The 14,925-nt window shown below is 67.1% G+C and carries 11 protein-coding genes; 6 read left to right on the forward strand and 5 right to left on the reverse strand.

Going from position 1 to position 14,925, the window contains the following annotated elements:
• The 5 genes from ACXJKH_RS05350 to grxC form a co-directional block, all read right to left on the reverse strand.
• Window positions 1-463: LysR family transcriptional regulator (locus ACXJKH_RS05350; protein ID WP_457318573.1), on the reverse strand; the 463-nt coding region annotated here is incomplete at its 3' end.
• Between the two features lie 53 nt (window positions 464-516).
• Window positions 517-1,260: a cysteine hydrolase family protein gene (locus ACXJKH_RS05355; protein WP_457318574.1), complete on the reverse strand. Its 744-nt coding sequence runs from the start codon at window positions 1,258-1,260 to the stop codon at window positions 517-519.
• 176 nt (window positions 1,261-1,436) lie between these two features.
• Window positions 1,437-2,444, reverse strand: a complete 1,008-nt coding sequence (locus ACXJKH_RS05360) for an isocitrate dehydrogenase (RefSeq protein ID WP_256776272.1) — start codon at window positions 2,442-2,444, stop codon at window positions 1,437-1,439.
• A gap of 272 nt (window positions 2,445-2,716) precedes the next feature.
• Window positions 2,717-3,109 (reverse strand): carboxymuconolactone decarboxylase family protein, encoded by a 393-nt coding sequence (locus ACXJKH_RS05365; RefSeq protein ID WP_256776270.1) that lies wholly within the window; start codon window positions 3,107-3,109, stop codon window positions 2,717-2,719.
• The gene (grxC, locus tag ACXJKH_RS05370) at window positions 3,106-3,405 is read right to left on the reverse strand and encodes a glutaredoxin 3 (RefSeq protein ID WP_256776269.1); all 300 of its coding nucleotides are present in this window, start codon (window positions 3,403-3,405) and stop codon (window positions 3,106-3,108) included. The genes ACXJKH_RS05365 and grxC overlap by 4 nt, the downstream gene beginning before the upstream one ends.
• Before the next feature lie 153 nt (window positions 3,406-3,558).
• On the opposite strand from grxC, the gene ACXJKH_RS05375 reads away from it, so the two are divergent.
• From ACXJKH_RS05375 to ACXJKH_RS05400, 6 genes are all read left to right on the forward strand, one after another.
• Window positions 3,559-5,199 carry a M48 family metalloprotease gene (locus ACXJKH_RS05375; protein WP_457318575.1) on the forward strand — a complete coding sequence of 547 codons (1,641 nt, stop codon included), beginning with the start codon at window positions 3,559-3,561 and terminating at the stop codon, window positions 5,197-5,199.
• 134 nt (window positions 5,200-5,333) lie between these two features.
• Window positions 5,334-6,023 (forward strand): phosphate regulon transcriptional regulator PhoB, encoded by a 690-nt coding sequence (phoB, locus tag ACXJKH_RS05380; protein WP_068849561.1) that lies wholly within the window; start codon window positions 5,334-5,336, stop codon window positions 6,021-6,023.
• 98 nt (window positions 6,024-6,121) lie between these two features.
• On the forward strand, window positions 6,122-7,462 hold the full coding sequence (gene phoR / locus ACXJKH_RS05385; protein WP_256776267.1) for a phosphate regulon sensor histidine kinase PhoR: 1,341 nt from the start codon (window positions 6,122-6,124) through the stop codon (window positions 7,460-7,462).
• Window positions 7,459-9,540, forward strand: coding sequence for a polyphosphate kinase 1 (gene ppk1, locus ACXJKH_RS05390; RefSeq protein ID WP_256776266.1), 2,082 nt, complete (start codon window positions 7,459-7,461; stop codon window positions 9,538-9,540). Before phoR ends, ppk1 begins: the two co-directional genes overlap by 4 nt.
• Window positions 9,541-9,787: 247 nt before the next feature.
• Window positions 9,788-11,314, forward strand: a complete 1,527-nt coding sequence (gene ppx, locus ACXJKH_RS05395; protein WP_457318576.1) for an exopolyphosphatase — start codon at window positions 9,788-9,790, stop codon at window positions 11,312-11,314.
• 445 nt (window positions 11,315-11,759) lie between these two features.
• Entirely contained in the window at window positions 11,760-14,687 is a 2,928-nt protein-coding gene (locus ACXJKH_RS05400; protein WP_457318577.1) for a TonB-dependent receptor domain-containing protein, read from the forward strand.
• Window positions 14,688-14,925 lie beyond the last annotated feature (238 nt).

A 14,925-nucleotide genomic window follows, 5' to 3' on the forward strand; every position in this document is an offset into this window, starting at 1 on the left:
CCAATTGGCTGTCCGGCAGCGTTGCGGCGATGCGCAGCGCCAGGTCGAATCCACCGCCGACCACGTCGACCAACTGGTCGTCGGCGGAAAGGTCCAGCGCCACCTGCGGATAGCGTGCAAGGAACCCCGGCAGCCAGTACGGCAACTCCTGGCTGGCCACCACCTGCGGCACGGTGATCCGCAGCCGTCCGCTGGGCGTGGCCTGCCCTGCACGGGCACGGTCATCGGCCTGGTCCAGCCGCTCCAGCAGCGCCACGGCCTCGCGGTAGTAATCGCGGCCGGCCTCTGTCAGCGACAGCCGTCGGCTGTTGCGGTCGAGCAACCGGACCTGCAGGTGCTCTTCCAGTTGCCGCAGTTGCCGCGACATGGCCGAGTGGGTGGTGCCCTGCCGCTCGGCGGCAGCGGTGAAACTGCCGGCGTCGACGATCGCGCGCAGCGCACGCAGGGCGGCGAAGTGATCCATCGGCAGGCAGCTCCGGTTGGCAGGGCCCGCCGGATGCGGGCCCTGCCAGCTTATCAAGCGCCGTCGCTCGACTTGCGCACCGGCAGCGCCAGGATCGCCTCGGTGGCCATGACATCGCCGAACGCGTCGTCGATCTGTGCCAGCGACGCTTCGTGCAGCGCGCGGTGGCCGATGCGCTTGCCGCCGGCCAGGTCGAGGTCGCGGCTGGCGCTGGCGTCGGAGGACACGATCACCCGATAGCCGCGCGGGGCCGCGGCCGCGTCACGGGCGGCGCCCACCACGCAGGCATGGGTCTGCAGGCCGGTGACGATCAAGGTGTCGATACCGGCGTCCTGGAGCACCTTGTCCAGCGCGGCGGCCGAGGCGCCGGCGAACACGCTCACGTTGTCCTTCTGGATCACGGTTTCGCCGCTGCGCGGCTGCATGTCGCGGTGGAAGGCCACATTGACGCTGCCCTGAGCGAACAGCGGCGCGCCGGCCGGCAGCACATGCTGCACGTGGATGACGCGGATGCCGTTGGCATCGGCGAAGTCGACCACACGACGGGCCTGGGCCAGCGCGGCCACGCCATCGGGAATGACCATGCGGCCGCCGGCAAAGCCCGGGGCGGCACTGGCGTCGAAATACTCGTTCTGGAAGTCGATCACCAGCACCGCGGTTTTTGCGGCATCCAGCGCGGTAGCGCTGGGCGCACCGGCCAGCTGGCGGATGGTGGGATGGCTCGGTTCGGCGGCAACCGCCGGGGCGATGGCGGCCATGCCGATCAGACTGGCCAGGCCAAAGGTGGTGAGGTTCATGGGAGTGCTCCTGTGCGTGGAAGGTGGGCACAGGATGCGCGCCGACCTGTGCGCCCACCAGCCATCTTCCTGCACGCCATCTGTGCGGGAACTGCACAGATAACGTTCCAGGCACGCCAACGCAACGGGGCGCCCGAAGGCGCCCCGCTGTGGATTCACCAGTGTCGCCGGACCGCTTACAGGCGGCTGGCGATGGCCTGGGCGAAGCCCATGGTGTTGCCGGTGCCGCCCAGGTCGCCGGTCAGCGAGTCCTTGGCTTCCAGCGTGGCCACGATGGCCTTGCGCAGGCGCTCGGCGTTGTCGGTCTGGCCGACATGGTCCAGCATCTGCGCGGCTGCCAGCAGCAGCGCGCACGGATTGGCCTTGCCCTGCCCGGCGATGTCCGGCGCGGTGCCGTGCACGGCTTCGAAGATGGCCGCGTTCTCACCGATGTTGGCGCCCGGGGCCAGGCCCAGGCCACCGACCAGACCGGCGCACAGGTCGGAAATGATGTCGCCGAACAGGTTGGTGGTCACGATGATGTCGAACTGTTCCGGACGCATCACCAACTGCATGCAGCAGTTGTCGACGATCATTTCCTGGAACTCGATTTCCGGGTACTTGGCCGCCACTTCGCGCGCCACGGCCAGGAACAGGCCCGAGGTCGACTTGATGATGTTGGCCTTGTGCACGGCGGTGACCTTCTTGCGGCCGGTGCTGCGGGCCAGCTCGAAGGCGTAGCGCACGATGCGCTCGGAGCCCTTGCGGGTGATACGGGTGCCCGAGAACGCGGTCTCGCCATCGGCCGACACTTCCTGGCCTTCGGCCAGGTAGGCGCCTTCGGTGTTCTCACGCACGGTGATCAGGTCCACGCCGTCGCCAAAGCGCGACTTGGTGTTCGGGAAGGACACCGCCGGACGCACGTTGGCATACAGGTCGAAATGACGACGCAGGCTGACGTTGATCGAGGTGAAGCCGCCACCGACCGGGGTGGTCAGCGGGCTCTTCAGGGCGATCTTGTTGCGCGCGATCGATTCCAGCGTGGAGGCCGGCATCAGGTCGCCGTGCTTTTCCAGCGCGACCAGGCCTGCGTCGGCGTCTTCGTATTCAAAGCCGGTGTCCAGCTTGCCGAGCACGAACAGGGTAGCGTCCATGATCTCCGGGCCGATGCCGTCGCCGCGGATGACCGTGATTTTCTGCGTCATTGATGTGTAGTCCGAACCGAGGGGGAGCGCCGTCCGTCAGCTACGCGGAGCACGGGCGCAAGGGAAGTTTCATCGGCAATTATGCCTGACCCGCCCAACGGACCCAAATCCGCCATTGGTGGTAGTGACGTCCGCTGGCCGGCAACAAGGCGGTCCCACCCCACGGTAGCCACCGACCGTCGGTCGGTGGGCACACCTTGTCGAACATGAACGAAAACCCGCCGGCGCGTCGCCGGCGTCACCCGGGGCGGGCCGCACGGCGGCCCTGGACCTCAGTGTTCGTGAACGGCCGGGGCGTCCGCGCCGCCTTCGAGCTGGTCGAGGAAATCGACGGCGCGGCGCAGGTGCGGGATCACGATCGAGCCGCCGACCACCAGGCCGACCGAGAAGGTCTCGAAGAACTCTTCGCGGGTGACCCCGGCGTCCTTGCACTGGGCGACGTGGTAGCTGATGCAGTCATCGCAGCGCAGCACCATCGAGGCGACCAGGCCCAGCAGCTCCTTGGTCTTCACATCGAGCGCGCCAGCCTGGTAGGTCTGGGTGTCGAGCGCGAAGAACCGCCGCACGACCTGGTTGGGCTCGCCGAGGATGCGCTGGTTCATGCGCTGGCGGAATTCGGTGAATTCGGCGATGCGATCCTTGCTGCCGTCGTCGGCCGCGCTCATGCCGGGCCCTGCCCGGCCAGCAGCGGCTCCAGCTTGCCGGCGCGATGCAGGGCCATCATGTCGTCGTAGCCGCCCACATGGACGTCACCGACGAAGATCTGCGGCACGCTGGTGCGGCGGGTCTTGGCCATCATCTTCTCGCGCTCGACCGGATCCAGGTCGATCCGCACTTCGGTCCAGTCGCGACCCTTGCTCTTGAGGAAGTTCTTGGCAGCCACGCAGTAGGGGCAGACCGCGGTCGAATAGATGGTGATGGCAGGGGCCCCACCCGGGTTGGACGCAACATCTTGGCTCACGGGAAACTCCACGGACAAACGAGTGTCTGTACATGGTAGCTGGCTGCTGGATTTTCCACGTCATCACCGCAACACTGTGGATTAACCGCAGATTTGCATGGCGCCTGTCACGCTGCCGCCTGGTCCCCTGCCCCGCCCGTCCTGGAGCTTCGATTGCGCCCTCTGCTGCTCTCCGCCGCGCTGACTCTCGCCCTGGCCGCGCCGTTGGTGTCCGCGCAGGAGTCCAAGCTGCCCGACATCGGCTCCTCGGCCGGTGAACTGCTGACCCCGGCCCGCCAGGCCGAATACGGCGGGATGATGCTGCGCGAGCTGCGCAACTACGGCTACCTGCTGGACGACCCGCTGGTGGACGACTGGCTGCAGACCATGGGCGCCCGGCTCGGCTCCAACAGCGCCCAGCCGCGCCAGTCGTACACGTTTTTCATGCTCAAGGACCGCCAGATCAACGCCTTCGCCACCCTGGGCGGGTACGTGGGGGTCAACGCCGGCCTGGTGCTGACCGCCGAGCGTGAGGACGAGGTGGCGGCGGTGCTGTCCCACGAAATCGCCCATGTCACCCAACAGCACGTGCTGCGCGGGGTGGAACGGGCCCAGCGCGACCAGATCCCGATCCTGCTGGGCATGCTGGCGGCGGTGGTCGCCGCGCAGCAGGCCGGCGGCAATTCCTCGGGCGATGCGACCATGGCCGCGATCACCTCCGGCATGGGGCTGATGCAGCAGCGCCAGATCAACTACACCCGCAGCAACGAATCCGAGGCTGACCGCCTGGGCATCCGCACCCTGGCCCGCAGCGGCTACGACGTGGATGCGATGGCCGGCTTCTTCGAACGCATGTCCGCCTCGATGCGCGGCAATGCCGGCGGCTACTCGGTACCGGACTTCCTGCAGACCCACCCGGTCACCACCACCCGCATCAGCGAGGCCAAGGCCCGCGCCGAGCAGATGAAGAAGGACACCGTGCTGCTCACCACCGAGGTGCCCGGCGGAGTCCGCCAGGAGCGGGTGAACCCGGCCGATCCGGCGTTGTCCGATCCGATCGTGCGCGGCAACAATCCAATGCTGCCGGCCTCGATGCAGATCTCGGTCAACAGCCTCAGCCGCGGCGCCACCGGCCAGTTCGAATGGGCACGCGAGCGCTTGCGCGTGCTCAGCGCCGATACCCCCGGCGATGTGGTGCGTGAATACGAAAACCTGCAGCGCGCGCAAAAGCAGGGGCTGACCCAACCGCAGCGCTATGGCCTGGCCCTTGCGCGGCTGCGCAACAGCGGCGCCGGCGAGGCCCGGCGCGACCTGACCGAGCTGCTGCGCGACCACCCCGACAACCTGTGGGTAGCGCTGGCGCTGGGCGAGGCCGAATCGCGTTCGGGCCAGCCGAACCAGGCCAATACGCGCTTTGAGACGCTGCTGCGCCAACACCCGGGCAGCCGTCCGGTGGCGCTGACGTACGCGGAGATCCTCAACGAACAGGGGGGCCGCGAGGCCGGCCAGCGGGCCCAGGCGATGCTGCGCCCGTTGCTGTCGCAAAGCGGCAATGATCCGGTGTTCCAGCTGCGCTACGCCCGCGCCAGCGAACTGGCCGGCGATACGGTGCGCGCCAGCGAGGCCTACGCCGAAGCGGCGTTCCTGAACGGTCGCCCGGAACAGGCGCTGATGCAGCTCCAGGCGCTGAAGAAGCAGCCGGCACTGGACTACGTGGGCCGTGCCCGGGTCGATGCGCGCATCGAGAGCATCACCCCGACCGTGCTGGAAATGCGCCGCCAGGGCATCCGCGACCCCGAGCTGGAGCGGCGCTGAGCCCGCTGGCGCCCCGGCGGCAGATGACGGCGCCATGGCAGTTGCAGGCAGTGTGGGCCAGGGCCGTCACAAACATGTCATGAAACCGTAGTCTACTGGGCTCAATCCCGGTCTGATAAGCAATACGGTGCCACGTGCAGAAACGCATTCTGATCGTCGATGACGAACCCGCGATCCGCGAAATGGTCGCCTTCGCCCTGCGCAAGGGCGACTACGACCCGATCCATGCCGGCGATGCCCGCGAGGCGCAGACGGCGATCGCAGACCGCGTCCCGGACCTGATCCTGCTGGACTGGATGCTGCCCGGCACCAGTGGGCTGGACCTGGCCCGACGCTGGCGCAAGGAAGCCCTCACCCGCGAGGTGCCGATCATCATGCTCACCGCGCGCGGCGAAGAGAATGATCGCGTCGGCGGCCTGGAAGCCGGTGTCGACGACTACGTGGTCAAGCCGTTCTCGGCCCGCGAGCTGCTGGCCCGCATCCGAGCGGTGATGCGCCGCGCCCGCGACGATGACGAAGACGGCAGCGTCGCGGTGGGTTCCATCCGCATCGACGGCGCCGCCCACCGCGTCTTCGCCGGTGACCAGCCGGTGCCGATCGGTCCGACCGAATACCGCCTGCTGCACTTCTTCATGACCCACCCCGAGCGTGTCTACACCCGCGCGCAGCTGCTGGACCATGTGTGGGGCGGCAGCGTGTACGTGGAAGAGCGCACCATCGACGTGCACATCCGTCGCCTGCGCAAGACCCTGGAACCGTTCGGCGCGGAAAACATGGTGCAGACCGTGCGCGGCGCCGGTTACCGGTTCTCGACCTCGACCTGAGTCTCGTCGGGCCGGTGCCTGGCCATTGCGCCCGGTGCCGGCCACTCCTGCTATAACCTTGGATCGCGTCCGAGGACCGCACCTTCTGCGAGACCGCAATGCCCCGCCACATCCGCTCTGCCTGGTTGAAAACGCTGGCCACCCTCGCCGCCCTGCTGCTCGCGGCCGGCGTGCTGGGCCTGGTGGTCGGACATGTATGGATGTGCATCGCACTGGCCTCCATCGGCGCGCTGGCCTGGCACTACTGGCGGCTGCGCCGGGTGCTGCGCGGGCTGACCGCCCGGCATCGCTGGGACATGGGGGACGGCACCGGCGTGTGGAACGAGCTGGACCGGCTGCTGTACCGCAACCAATGGGAAATGCGCACGCGCAAGCGACGCCTGCTGGACATGCTGCGCAGCTACCGCGCCGCCGCCGCCGCGCTGCCCGATGCGGTGGTGGTGGTGGACCGCAACAGCCAGCGCGTGCAGTGGTTCAACGAAGCGGCCACCTCGCTGCTCGGCCTGCACCACCCCGGCGATCTGGGCGAGGCGCTGGTGCAGCGCCTGCAGCCGATGCCGCTGGCCCACTGGCTGGCTGGCGGACGCAATGCCGAGCCGATCCTGGATGTGCCCTCGCCGGTCGATCCGGCCATCCGCCTCAACCTGCGCCTGATCCCCTATTCGCCCGATTACTGGCTGCTGATCGCCCGGGACGTAAGCAAGCTGCTGCGCCTGGAACAAGTGCGCCGCGACTTCGTGGCCAACGTCTCCCACGAGCTGCGCACGCCGCTGACAGTGGTGCACGGCTACCTGGACATGATGGAGCCGGAAGACTTCCCCGGCACCGGCCCGATGCTGGAAGAAATGCGCAAGCAGTCCCAGCGCATGGCCCAGTTGGTTGAAGACCTGCTGACCCTGTCGCGGCTGGAATCGCAGGAACACACCGAGGAAGAAGCGGTGGCGATGGCGCCGATGCTGGCCACGCTGCGCCGCGAGGCCGAGGCGCACAGCCAGGGCCGCCACCAGATCAGCGTGGTCGACAACGCCGGTATCGACCTGCAGGGCTCCAACAAGGAACTGCACAGTGCGTTCTCCAACCTGGTCACCAACGCGGTGCGCTATACCCCGGCCGGTGGCCGCATCGAGGTGGAACTGGCGCGCGAAGGCCAGGGCGCGGTGCTGTCGGTGCGCGACACCGGCTACGGCATTCCCGCCACCCACCTGCCGCGCCTGACCGAACGTTTCTACCGCGTATCGAGCAGCCGATCGCGCGAAAGCGGCGGCACCGGCCTGGGCCTGTCGATCGTCAAGCACATCCTGGGCCTGCACCACGCGCGCCTGGAGATCCAGAGCGAGGTCGGCAAGGGCAGCGTGTTCTCGTGCCACTTCGACGCCGACCAGGTGCGTGCACGCACCGAAACGGCCTCCCTTCCTTCTGCAGAAGACTTCTCCGCATGAGCACCCTCGTCCCGATCGCCGTGCCGGTGGACAACGATCCGCTGCGCGACCCGGCGCTGTACATCAACCGCGAACTGTCGCAGCTGGACTTCAACTTCCGCGTGCTGGCCCAGGCCATGGATACGCAGGTGCCGCTGCTGGAGCGCCTGCGCTTCATGTGCATCTCCTGCACCAACCTGGACGAGTTCTTCGAGATCCGCGCCGCCGCCGTGCGCCACGCGCAGGAGTTCGGCCTGCCACCGGCACCGGACGGGATGACCCCGCAGGCGATCCTCAACTCGATCCACGACCGCGCCGCGCAACTGGTGGACCAGCAGTACCGCTGCTGGAACGAGACGCTGCGCCCGGCGCTGCACGAGGCCGGCATCGACGTGCTCGGGCGCCACTCCTGGAACCATCGTCAGAAGCGCTGGCTGCGCGCGTTCTTCCGCAACGAGATCATGCCGGTGCTGTCGCCGCTCGGCCTGGACCCGTCGCATCCGTTCCCGAAGATCCTCAACAAGTCGCTGAACATTGTGGTGGTGCTCAAGGGCACCGACGCGTTCGGGCGCGCCGGCCACCTGGCGATCGTGCGCGCGCCGCGTTCGCTGCCGCGCATCATTCAGCTGCCGGAAAAACTCGGCGGCCCGCAGACCTATGTGTTCCTGTCCTCGGTGCTCTCCACCTTCGTCGATGAGCTGTTTCCGGGCATGGAAGTCCAGGGGGCCTACCAGTTCCGCGTCACCCGCAACTCCGAGCTGGTGGTGGACGAGGAAGAAGTGGAGAACCTGGCACTGGCGCTGCGCGACGAGCTGGTCGACCGCGGCTACCGGCCGGCGGTGCGCCTGGAGATCGCCCAGGACTGCCCGCGCGACATCGTGCGCACGCTGCTGCAGAACTTCGGCCTGACCGAGAACGCGGTCTACCGCATCGACGGCCCGGTCAACCTCAACCGCGTGATCCAGCTGTACGACCTGCTGGCCCGCCCGGAACTGAAATACCCCACGCTCAACCCGCGCGTGCTGCGCGATGGCGACGGCATCTTCGACGTGGTGTCGCGCAAGGACGTGCTGCTGCACCATCCCTTCGATGCATTCACCCCGGTGCTGGACCTGATCAAGCAGGCCGCGGTGGATCCCAACGCGCTGGCGATCAAGCAGACGCTGTACCGCACCGGCAAGGATTCGCAGATCGTCGATGCGCTGATCCAGGCCGCGCGCAACGGCAAGGACGTGACCGTGGTGGTCGAGCTGCGCGCGCGCTTCGACGAGGAAGCCAACCTGGGCCTGGCCGATCGCCTGCAGGAAGCCGGCGTGCAGGTGGTGTACGGCGTGGTCGGCTACAAGACCCACGCCAAGATGCTGCTGATCGTGCGCCGCGAAGGCCGCAAGCTGCGCCGCTACGTGCACCTGGGCACCGGCAATTACCACAGCGGCACCGCGCGCGCGTACACCGACCTGAGCCTGATCACCGCCGATCCGGATATCGGCAACGACGTGCACCTGCTGTTCCAGCAGTTGTCCGGGCTGGCGCCGCGGACCAAGCTCAAGCGCCTGCTGCAATCGCCGTTCACCCTGCACCCGGGCCTGCTGCAGCGCATCGATCGCGAAACCCGGCTGGCCGCCAGTGGTCGCCCGGGCCGGATCATCGCCAAAATGAACGCCCTCAACGAACCGCAGATGATCCGCGCGCTGTACGCCGCCTCGCAGGCCGGTGTGCAGATCGACCTGATCGTGCGCGGCGCCTGCACGCTGCGCCCGGGCGTGCCGGGGGTGTCGGACAACATCCGCGTGCGCTCGATCGTTGGCCGCTTCCTCGAACACAGCCGGGTCTACTGGTTCGGCAACGATGGCGCCGCCGAGCTGTACTGCGCCAGCGCCGACTGGCTGGAACGCAACCTCCTGCGGCGGGTGGAGACCTGCTTCCCGATCCTGGACCCGGAGCTGGCGCGAAAGGTGTACCGCGATGTGCTGCAGAACTACCTGGACGACAACCTCAATGCCTGGGAACTGCAGGCCAACGGCGAGTACGCCAAGTGCACCCCGGGCCACGACGAGCCGCCGCACTCGGCCCAGATGACGTTGATGCAGGGTCTGTAGGTGTACGCGTCATCGCGTGCGCGCTGCGGCCCCACGGCTTGCTACGCAGGCCGCTGGGCCCTCTTGCCACCACCCACAGCCCGCGCCGGTTGGTGCGCCCCCTGACTCAGGGGGCCATGCCCGCAGATGCATGGCGGTAGTGATGGCCGTTGATCGCCAGCGTCATGAACCGCTGCGACCCCACGTCGCAGCCCATGTGAAGGCCGCGCGGTGACTTCGCGCCCCACCCATCGGCTAACATTCGACCATGCCGCATACCTCCACGACTCCGCCCGCCCTGCAGGATGGCGATCTGCTCGCCGCCATCGACCTGGGTTCCAACAGTTTCCACATGGTCATCGCGCGTTACACGCTTGGGCAGCTGCGGGTGGTCGACCGCCTGCGCGAGACCGTGCGCATGGCCGACGGCCTGGATGGCAAGGGCGGCCTGTCCGCCGAGGCCCGCCAGCGCGCGCTGGAATGCCTGGCGCGGTTCGGCCAGCGCATCCGCGCGATCCCGCCGGCACGGGTGCGTGCGCTGGCCACCAACACGGTGCGCCAGCTGCGTTCGCCACATGCCTTCCTCATGCCGGCCGAAACCGCGCTCGGGCATGCCATTGAAGTGGTCAGCGGCCGCGAAGAGGCGCGCCTGATCTATCTTGGCGTCGCGCATGCGCAGCCGCCCAAGCCCGACCAGCGCCGGTTGGTGATCGACATCGGCGGTGGCTCGACCGAGTTCATCATCGGCCAGGGCATGCAGACCTTGGAGCGCGAAAGCCTGCAGGCCGGCTGCATCGCCAGCACGCGGCGTTTCTTCCCGGGCGGCAAGCTCAGCCGCAAGCGCTGGAAGGACGCGCTGACCGAGATCGGCGCCGAGTTCCAGCAGTTCGCCACCAAATACCGTTCCCTGGGCTGGCAGGAAGCGCTGGGCTCCTCGGGCACGCACAAGGCGATCAGCGAAATCTGCGCGACCATGAAGCTGAGCAAGGGCGCGATTACCGCCGAGGCGCTGCCACAGCTGCGCGATGAGCTGCTCAAGGCCAAGCGCATCGAAGACATCGACCTGCCCGGCCTCTCGGCTGATCGCCGCCCGATCATCGCCGGCGGCATCCTGGTGCTCGAGGCCGCCTTCCAGGCGCTGGGCCTGCAGAAGCTGCTGGTCAGCAAGGCCGCCATGCGCGAAGGCATCCTGTACGACATCCTCGGCCGCGCCAGCGAGAACGACCTGCGCGATGAATCGGTGGCCGCGCTGACCCTGCGCTACGGTATCGACACCACGCAGGCCGACCGGGTCGAGCGCACCGCGATGAACCTGCTTGGCCAGGTCGAGGACAGCTGGGCGCTGGACCCCGACGATGCGCGCATGCTCGGCTGGGCCGCGCGCCTGCACGAGCTGGGCCTGATGATCGCGCACAGCGGTTATCACGTGCATGGCAGCTACGTGCTGGAGAACTCGGACATCGCCGGCTTCTCGCGCCAGGAACAGCAGCTGCTGGCCGCGCTGGTGCGCAGCCATCGCCGCAACATCTCCAAGTCGGCCTTCGATGCCCTGCCCGAACGCCTGCTGCAGCCGGCGCGCCGCATGACCGCACTGCTGCGGCTGGCGGTGCTGCTCAACCGCGCCCATGAAGACACCCCGATGCCGGCGCTGGAACTGACCGCCGAGGACAGCCGGTTGTCGCTGATCCTGCCCCAGGCCTTCATCGATGCCCGTCCACTGCTGCGCGCGGACCTGATCGGGGAAGCCGAAGGCATGGCCGGGCTGGGCGTGCAGTTCCGGCCGTTCGTGGCCTGACGCCTTCCCCCGCGCGTCCGTCCCGGTCGCGCGGCCACCGCGCCACAAGACAGCCTGACCGACCCGTTGTCGGGCGCGCGCGGTCGATCCGGCCCCGGCCGTCCGGCTGACCGGTTGATGTCTCACCGTGACCGTTTGCGTGTCCGCCCCGCGCCCGGCGCGGCCATATCCGCGCCAAAACCATGTTGCTTCGCAACATGTGGATACATTCAGATACACATCGACATGCATCGCATGTGTGGGCATATTCCCAAGCTATTGCTTTTGCTGAATTTTTGCTCTCACCGGAAAGCTATCGTGAAAAATTTTTCACTTTTGCTTTACAGGACCTTAACTACCGAGACTATGATCAAGAACCGGCCTGAACAGGGTCGGATTTTTGAGGCGGCGGGGACTTGGGCCCGCCACCTCTTTTTGAGTCAGTTCCGAACGAGAGAGAGACCACATGAATTCACGCACCAACGTATTGGGGCACGCGATCCGCTGTGCCCTGATCGCCGGCACCGCAGGCCTGATGGCCGCGCCGGCGATGGCACAGGACGCGCCGACCGCTACCAATCTGGACCGCATCGAGATCACCGGTTCGCGCATCCGCCAGGTTGACGTGGAAAATGCCCAGCCGGTGCTGGCCATCACCCGTACGGACATCGAACGCCAGGGCTTCAGCTCGGTGGCCGACATCCTGCAGAACGTCACCGCCATGGGCAGCCCGGCGATCAGCCGCGCCAACGTCCTGAGCGCCGGCGAGAACGCGGGCGGCACCTACATCGACATGCGCAACCTGGGCGCGCAGCGCACCCTGGTGCTGATCAACGGCAAGCGCCTGGGCATCAGCACCTCCGGCTACCAGGACGTGTCGAGCCTGCCGGTGTCGGCAGTGGAACGCGTGGAAGTACTGAAGGACGGCGCGTCGGCCATCTACGGTTCGGACGCGATGGCCGGTGTGGTCAACATCATCACCCGCCATGATGTCACCGGCGTGACCGCCAACGTCTACCACGGCCAGTACAGCCAGGGCGACGGCGCGCGCGACCGCTTCGACGTGGTCGCCGGCTGGGCCAACGACCGTGGCTCGATCACCCTCTCGGCCGAGCACACCGAAGAAAAGGCCGTGTGGGCCAAGGACCGTGGCTTCAGTGCCTACGGCAACACCGACCGTCACCCGACCGAAGCGTGGACGACCGTCAGCCAGTACGGCCAGATCACCGGCCTGCGTGGCCCGGGCTGCACCGGCACCGCCGCCTGCAGCTACTCGCTCAACCGGGGTGCCAACCCGCTCAGCCCGGCCAACTACCACCTGACCAACGCCAATGCTCCCGACGGCGATGTCAGCAACACCAACGAGCAGATGCACCTGAACTACCCGCTGAAGCGGGATTCGCTGTTCGTCGATGGTCGCCTGAACATCACCGACGACATCCGCTTCAGCACCCAGCTGGGCTACAACAAGCGTGACTCCAGCCGCCAGATCGCCGGCTACCCGCTGCAGTCGTCCACGGCCGGCATCGGCCCGATGTCGATCGACAGCTACTTCAACCCGTTCGGTCGCAAGAACGGCTACGCCACCCCGACCGCCGTGGCCTGGAACCACCGCACCTGGGAAGTGCCGCGCGTCAGCGACAGCTCGCTCAAGACCTACCGCGCCGTGGCCGCCTTCGATGGTTCGTTCAACATCGGCGAGCGCTACTTCGATTGGGAAGTGGGCTACCAGTACAACAAGAACGAACTGCGCCAGCACGCCACCGGCAACCTGCACAAGGAACGCGTGAAGAACGCGGTCGGCCCGTCGTACTTCAACGCCGCCACCGGCAAGGTCGAGTGCGGCAGCGCTGCCGCCCCGATCGCCAACTGCATGGTGTGGAACCCGCTGATCGCCGCAGGCGTGACCGACCCGTACGGTCTGACCGGCAACCAGGCGCTGATCGACTACCTGATGCCGGCGGAAGACTCCACCGGCAAGACCGTCGGCAAGAACTTCTTCGCCACCATCGCCGGCTCCATCGTGACGCTGCCGGCCGGCGACCTGGGCTTTGCGTTCGGCCTGGAAAACCGCAAGGAAACCGGTGAGTTCATCCCCGATGCGCTGGCCCAGACCGGCGCGACCACCAACCTGGCTTCCGGCCCGACCGGCGGCAGCTACAAGGTCAAGGAAGCGTACGTCGAGTTCAACGTGCCGGTCCTGGCCGACCTGCCGGGTGCCAAGGAACTGACCTTGAACGCGGCGACGCGCTTCTCGGACTACGACACCTTCGGCAACACGCTCAACAGCAAGTTCGGCTTCAAGTGGCGTCCGATCGACCAGATCCTGGTCCGCGGCACCTGGGCCGAAGGCTTCCGCGCCCCGACCATCGCCGACCTGTACGGCGGCGGCTCTGAAACCTTCACCACCGGCTATGCCGATCCCTGCGATACCGTCTACGGTCCGTCGCGTACCAGCGCCGCCGTGCGCGCCCGCTGCGCCCGCGACATCGCCAATGCCGACACCTACCGTCAGCTGAAGCAAGGCAACGTGCCGATCACCAGCAGCACCGACCAGACCCCGGTGCCGTTCACCAATGGCTCCAATCCGCTGCTGCAGCCGGAAACCTCCAAGAGCAAAACGCTCGGCGTGGTGTGGAGCCCGAGCTTCATCAGCAACTTCAACGTGTCGCTGGACTGGTGGAAGATCCGCATCGACAACACCATCGTTGCCGACAGCCCGAACCAGATCCTGATCGACTGCTACGAGCAGGGCATCGATTCGCGTTGCGCACAGTTCACCCGTGACCCGGCGCTGGGCATCGTCAACAAGCTGAACTACGGCAATCGCAACGCCGGTTTCCTGGAAACCGAAGGTTACGACATGGAGCTGACCTACCGTCTGGACACCGACGCGATGGGCAAGTTCAGCACCAACTGGTCGACCACCTACGTCAGCTCCAACATCTACCGTTCCACCAACGACACCAGCGTCGTGCCGACCCCGACCAACGGGATCTCCACCAACGCCACCAGCGGCTTCCGCGTGCGCTCCAACCTGACCCTGGGTTGGGACATGGGCAACTTCGGCATCAGCTGGACCGCGCGTTACTACTCTGGCGTCAAGGAGCAGTGCCTGAACGCAACCGCGCATCCGGATGAGTGCTCCGATCCGGGCGTGCGTGCGCCGTGGTACTCCGGTACGCGCAACTACAACGAGCGTGGTTCGGTGACCTTCCACGACGTGCAGTTGCGTTACAACCTGCCGTGGGATGCCACCGTATCGGTCGGTGCCAACAACGTGTTCGAGAAGTACGGCCCGAACATGTACACCAAGCCGAACTCGGTGTTCTCCTATTACGGCGGCTACGACATCGGCCGTTTCGTGTACATGAAGTACCAGCAGCGCTTCTGATCGCTGCCGGGTAATACCGCTGCACCCAACCACGGCCCTTCGGGGCCGTGGTTTTTTTTGCGTCATCGCCCATATGCGGGGCAAGCACGTGGCGCGCGTTCAGCCTTTCCAGACGCTGTTCGGTGGGTCGGGCGCTGGGCCCCCATGCCCTTTCCGGCGACGCCCCCGGCCGCGATGCGGCCTCCTCCTCTATTTCGCCTCCAGGGGCATGGGGACCCAGCGCCCGACCCACCGACCA

Source organism: Stenotrophomonas sp. P5_B8 (assembly GCF_054049855.1).

What these genes read in the sequence shown, in the direction of transcription:
- ppx (WP_457318576.1), top strand. Translation starts at nt 9,788, where the DNA reads ATGCCGCATACCTCCACGACTCCGCCCGCCCTGCAGGATGGCGATCTG.
- ACXJKH_RS05360 (WP_256776272.1), bottom strand. Translation starts at nt 2,444, where the DNA reads ATGACGCAGAAAATCACGGTCATCCGCGGCGACGGCATCGGCCCGGAG.
- ACXJKH_RS05400 (WP_457318577.1), top strand. Translation starts at nt 11,760, where the DNA reads ATGAATTCACGCACCAACGTATTGGGGCACGCGATCCGCTGTGCCCTG.
- ppk1 (WP_256776266.1), top strand. Translation starts at nt 7,459, where the DNA reads ATGAGCACCCTCGTCCCGATCGCCGTGCCGGTGGACAACGATCCGCTG.
- ACXJKH_RS05365 (WP_256776270.1), bottom strand. Translation starts at nt 3,109, where the DNA reads ATGAGCGCGGCCGACGACGGCAGCAAGGATCGCATCGCCGAATTCACC.
- phoR (WP_256776267.1), top strand. Translation starts at nt 6,122, where the DNA reads ATGCCCCGCCACATCCGCTCTGCCTGGTTGAAAACGCTGGCCACCCTC.
- ACXJKH_RS05355 (WP_457318574.1), bottom strand. Translation starts at nt 1,260, where the DNA reads ATGAACCTCACCACCTTTGGCCTGGCCAGTCTGATCGGCATGGCCGCC.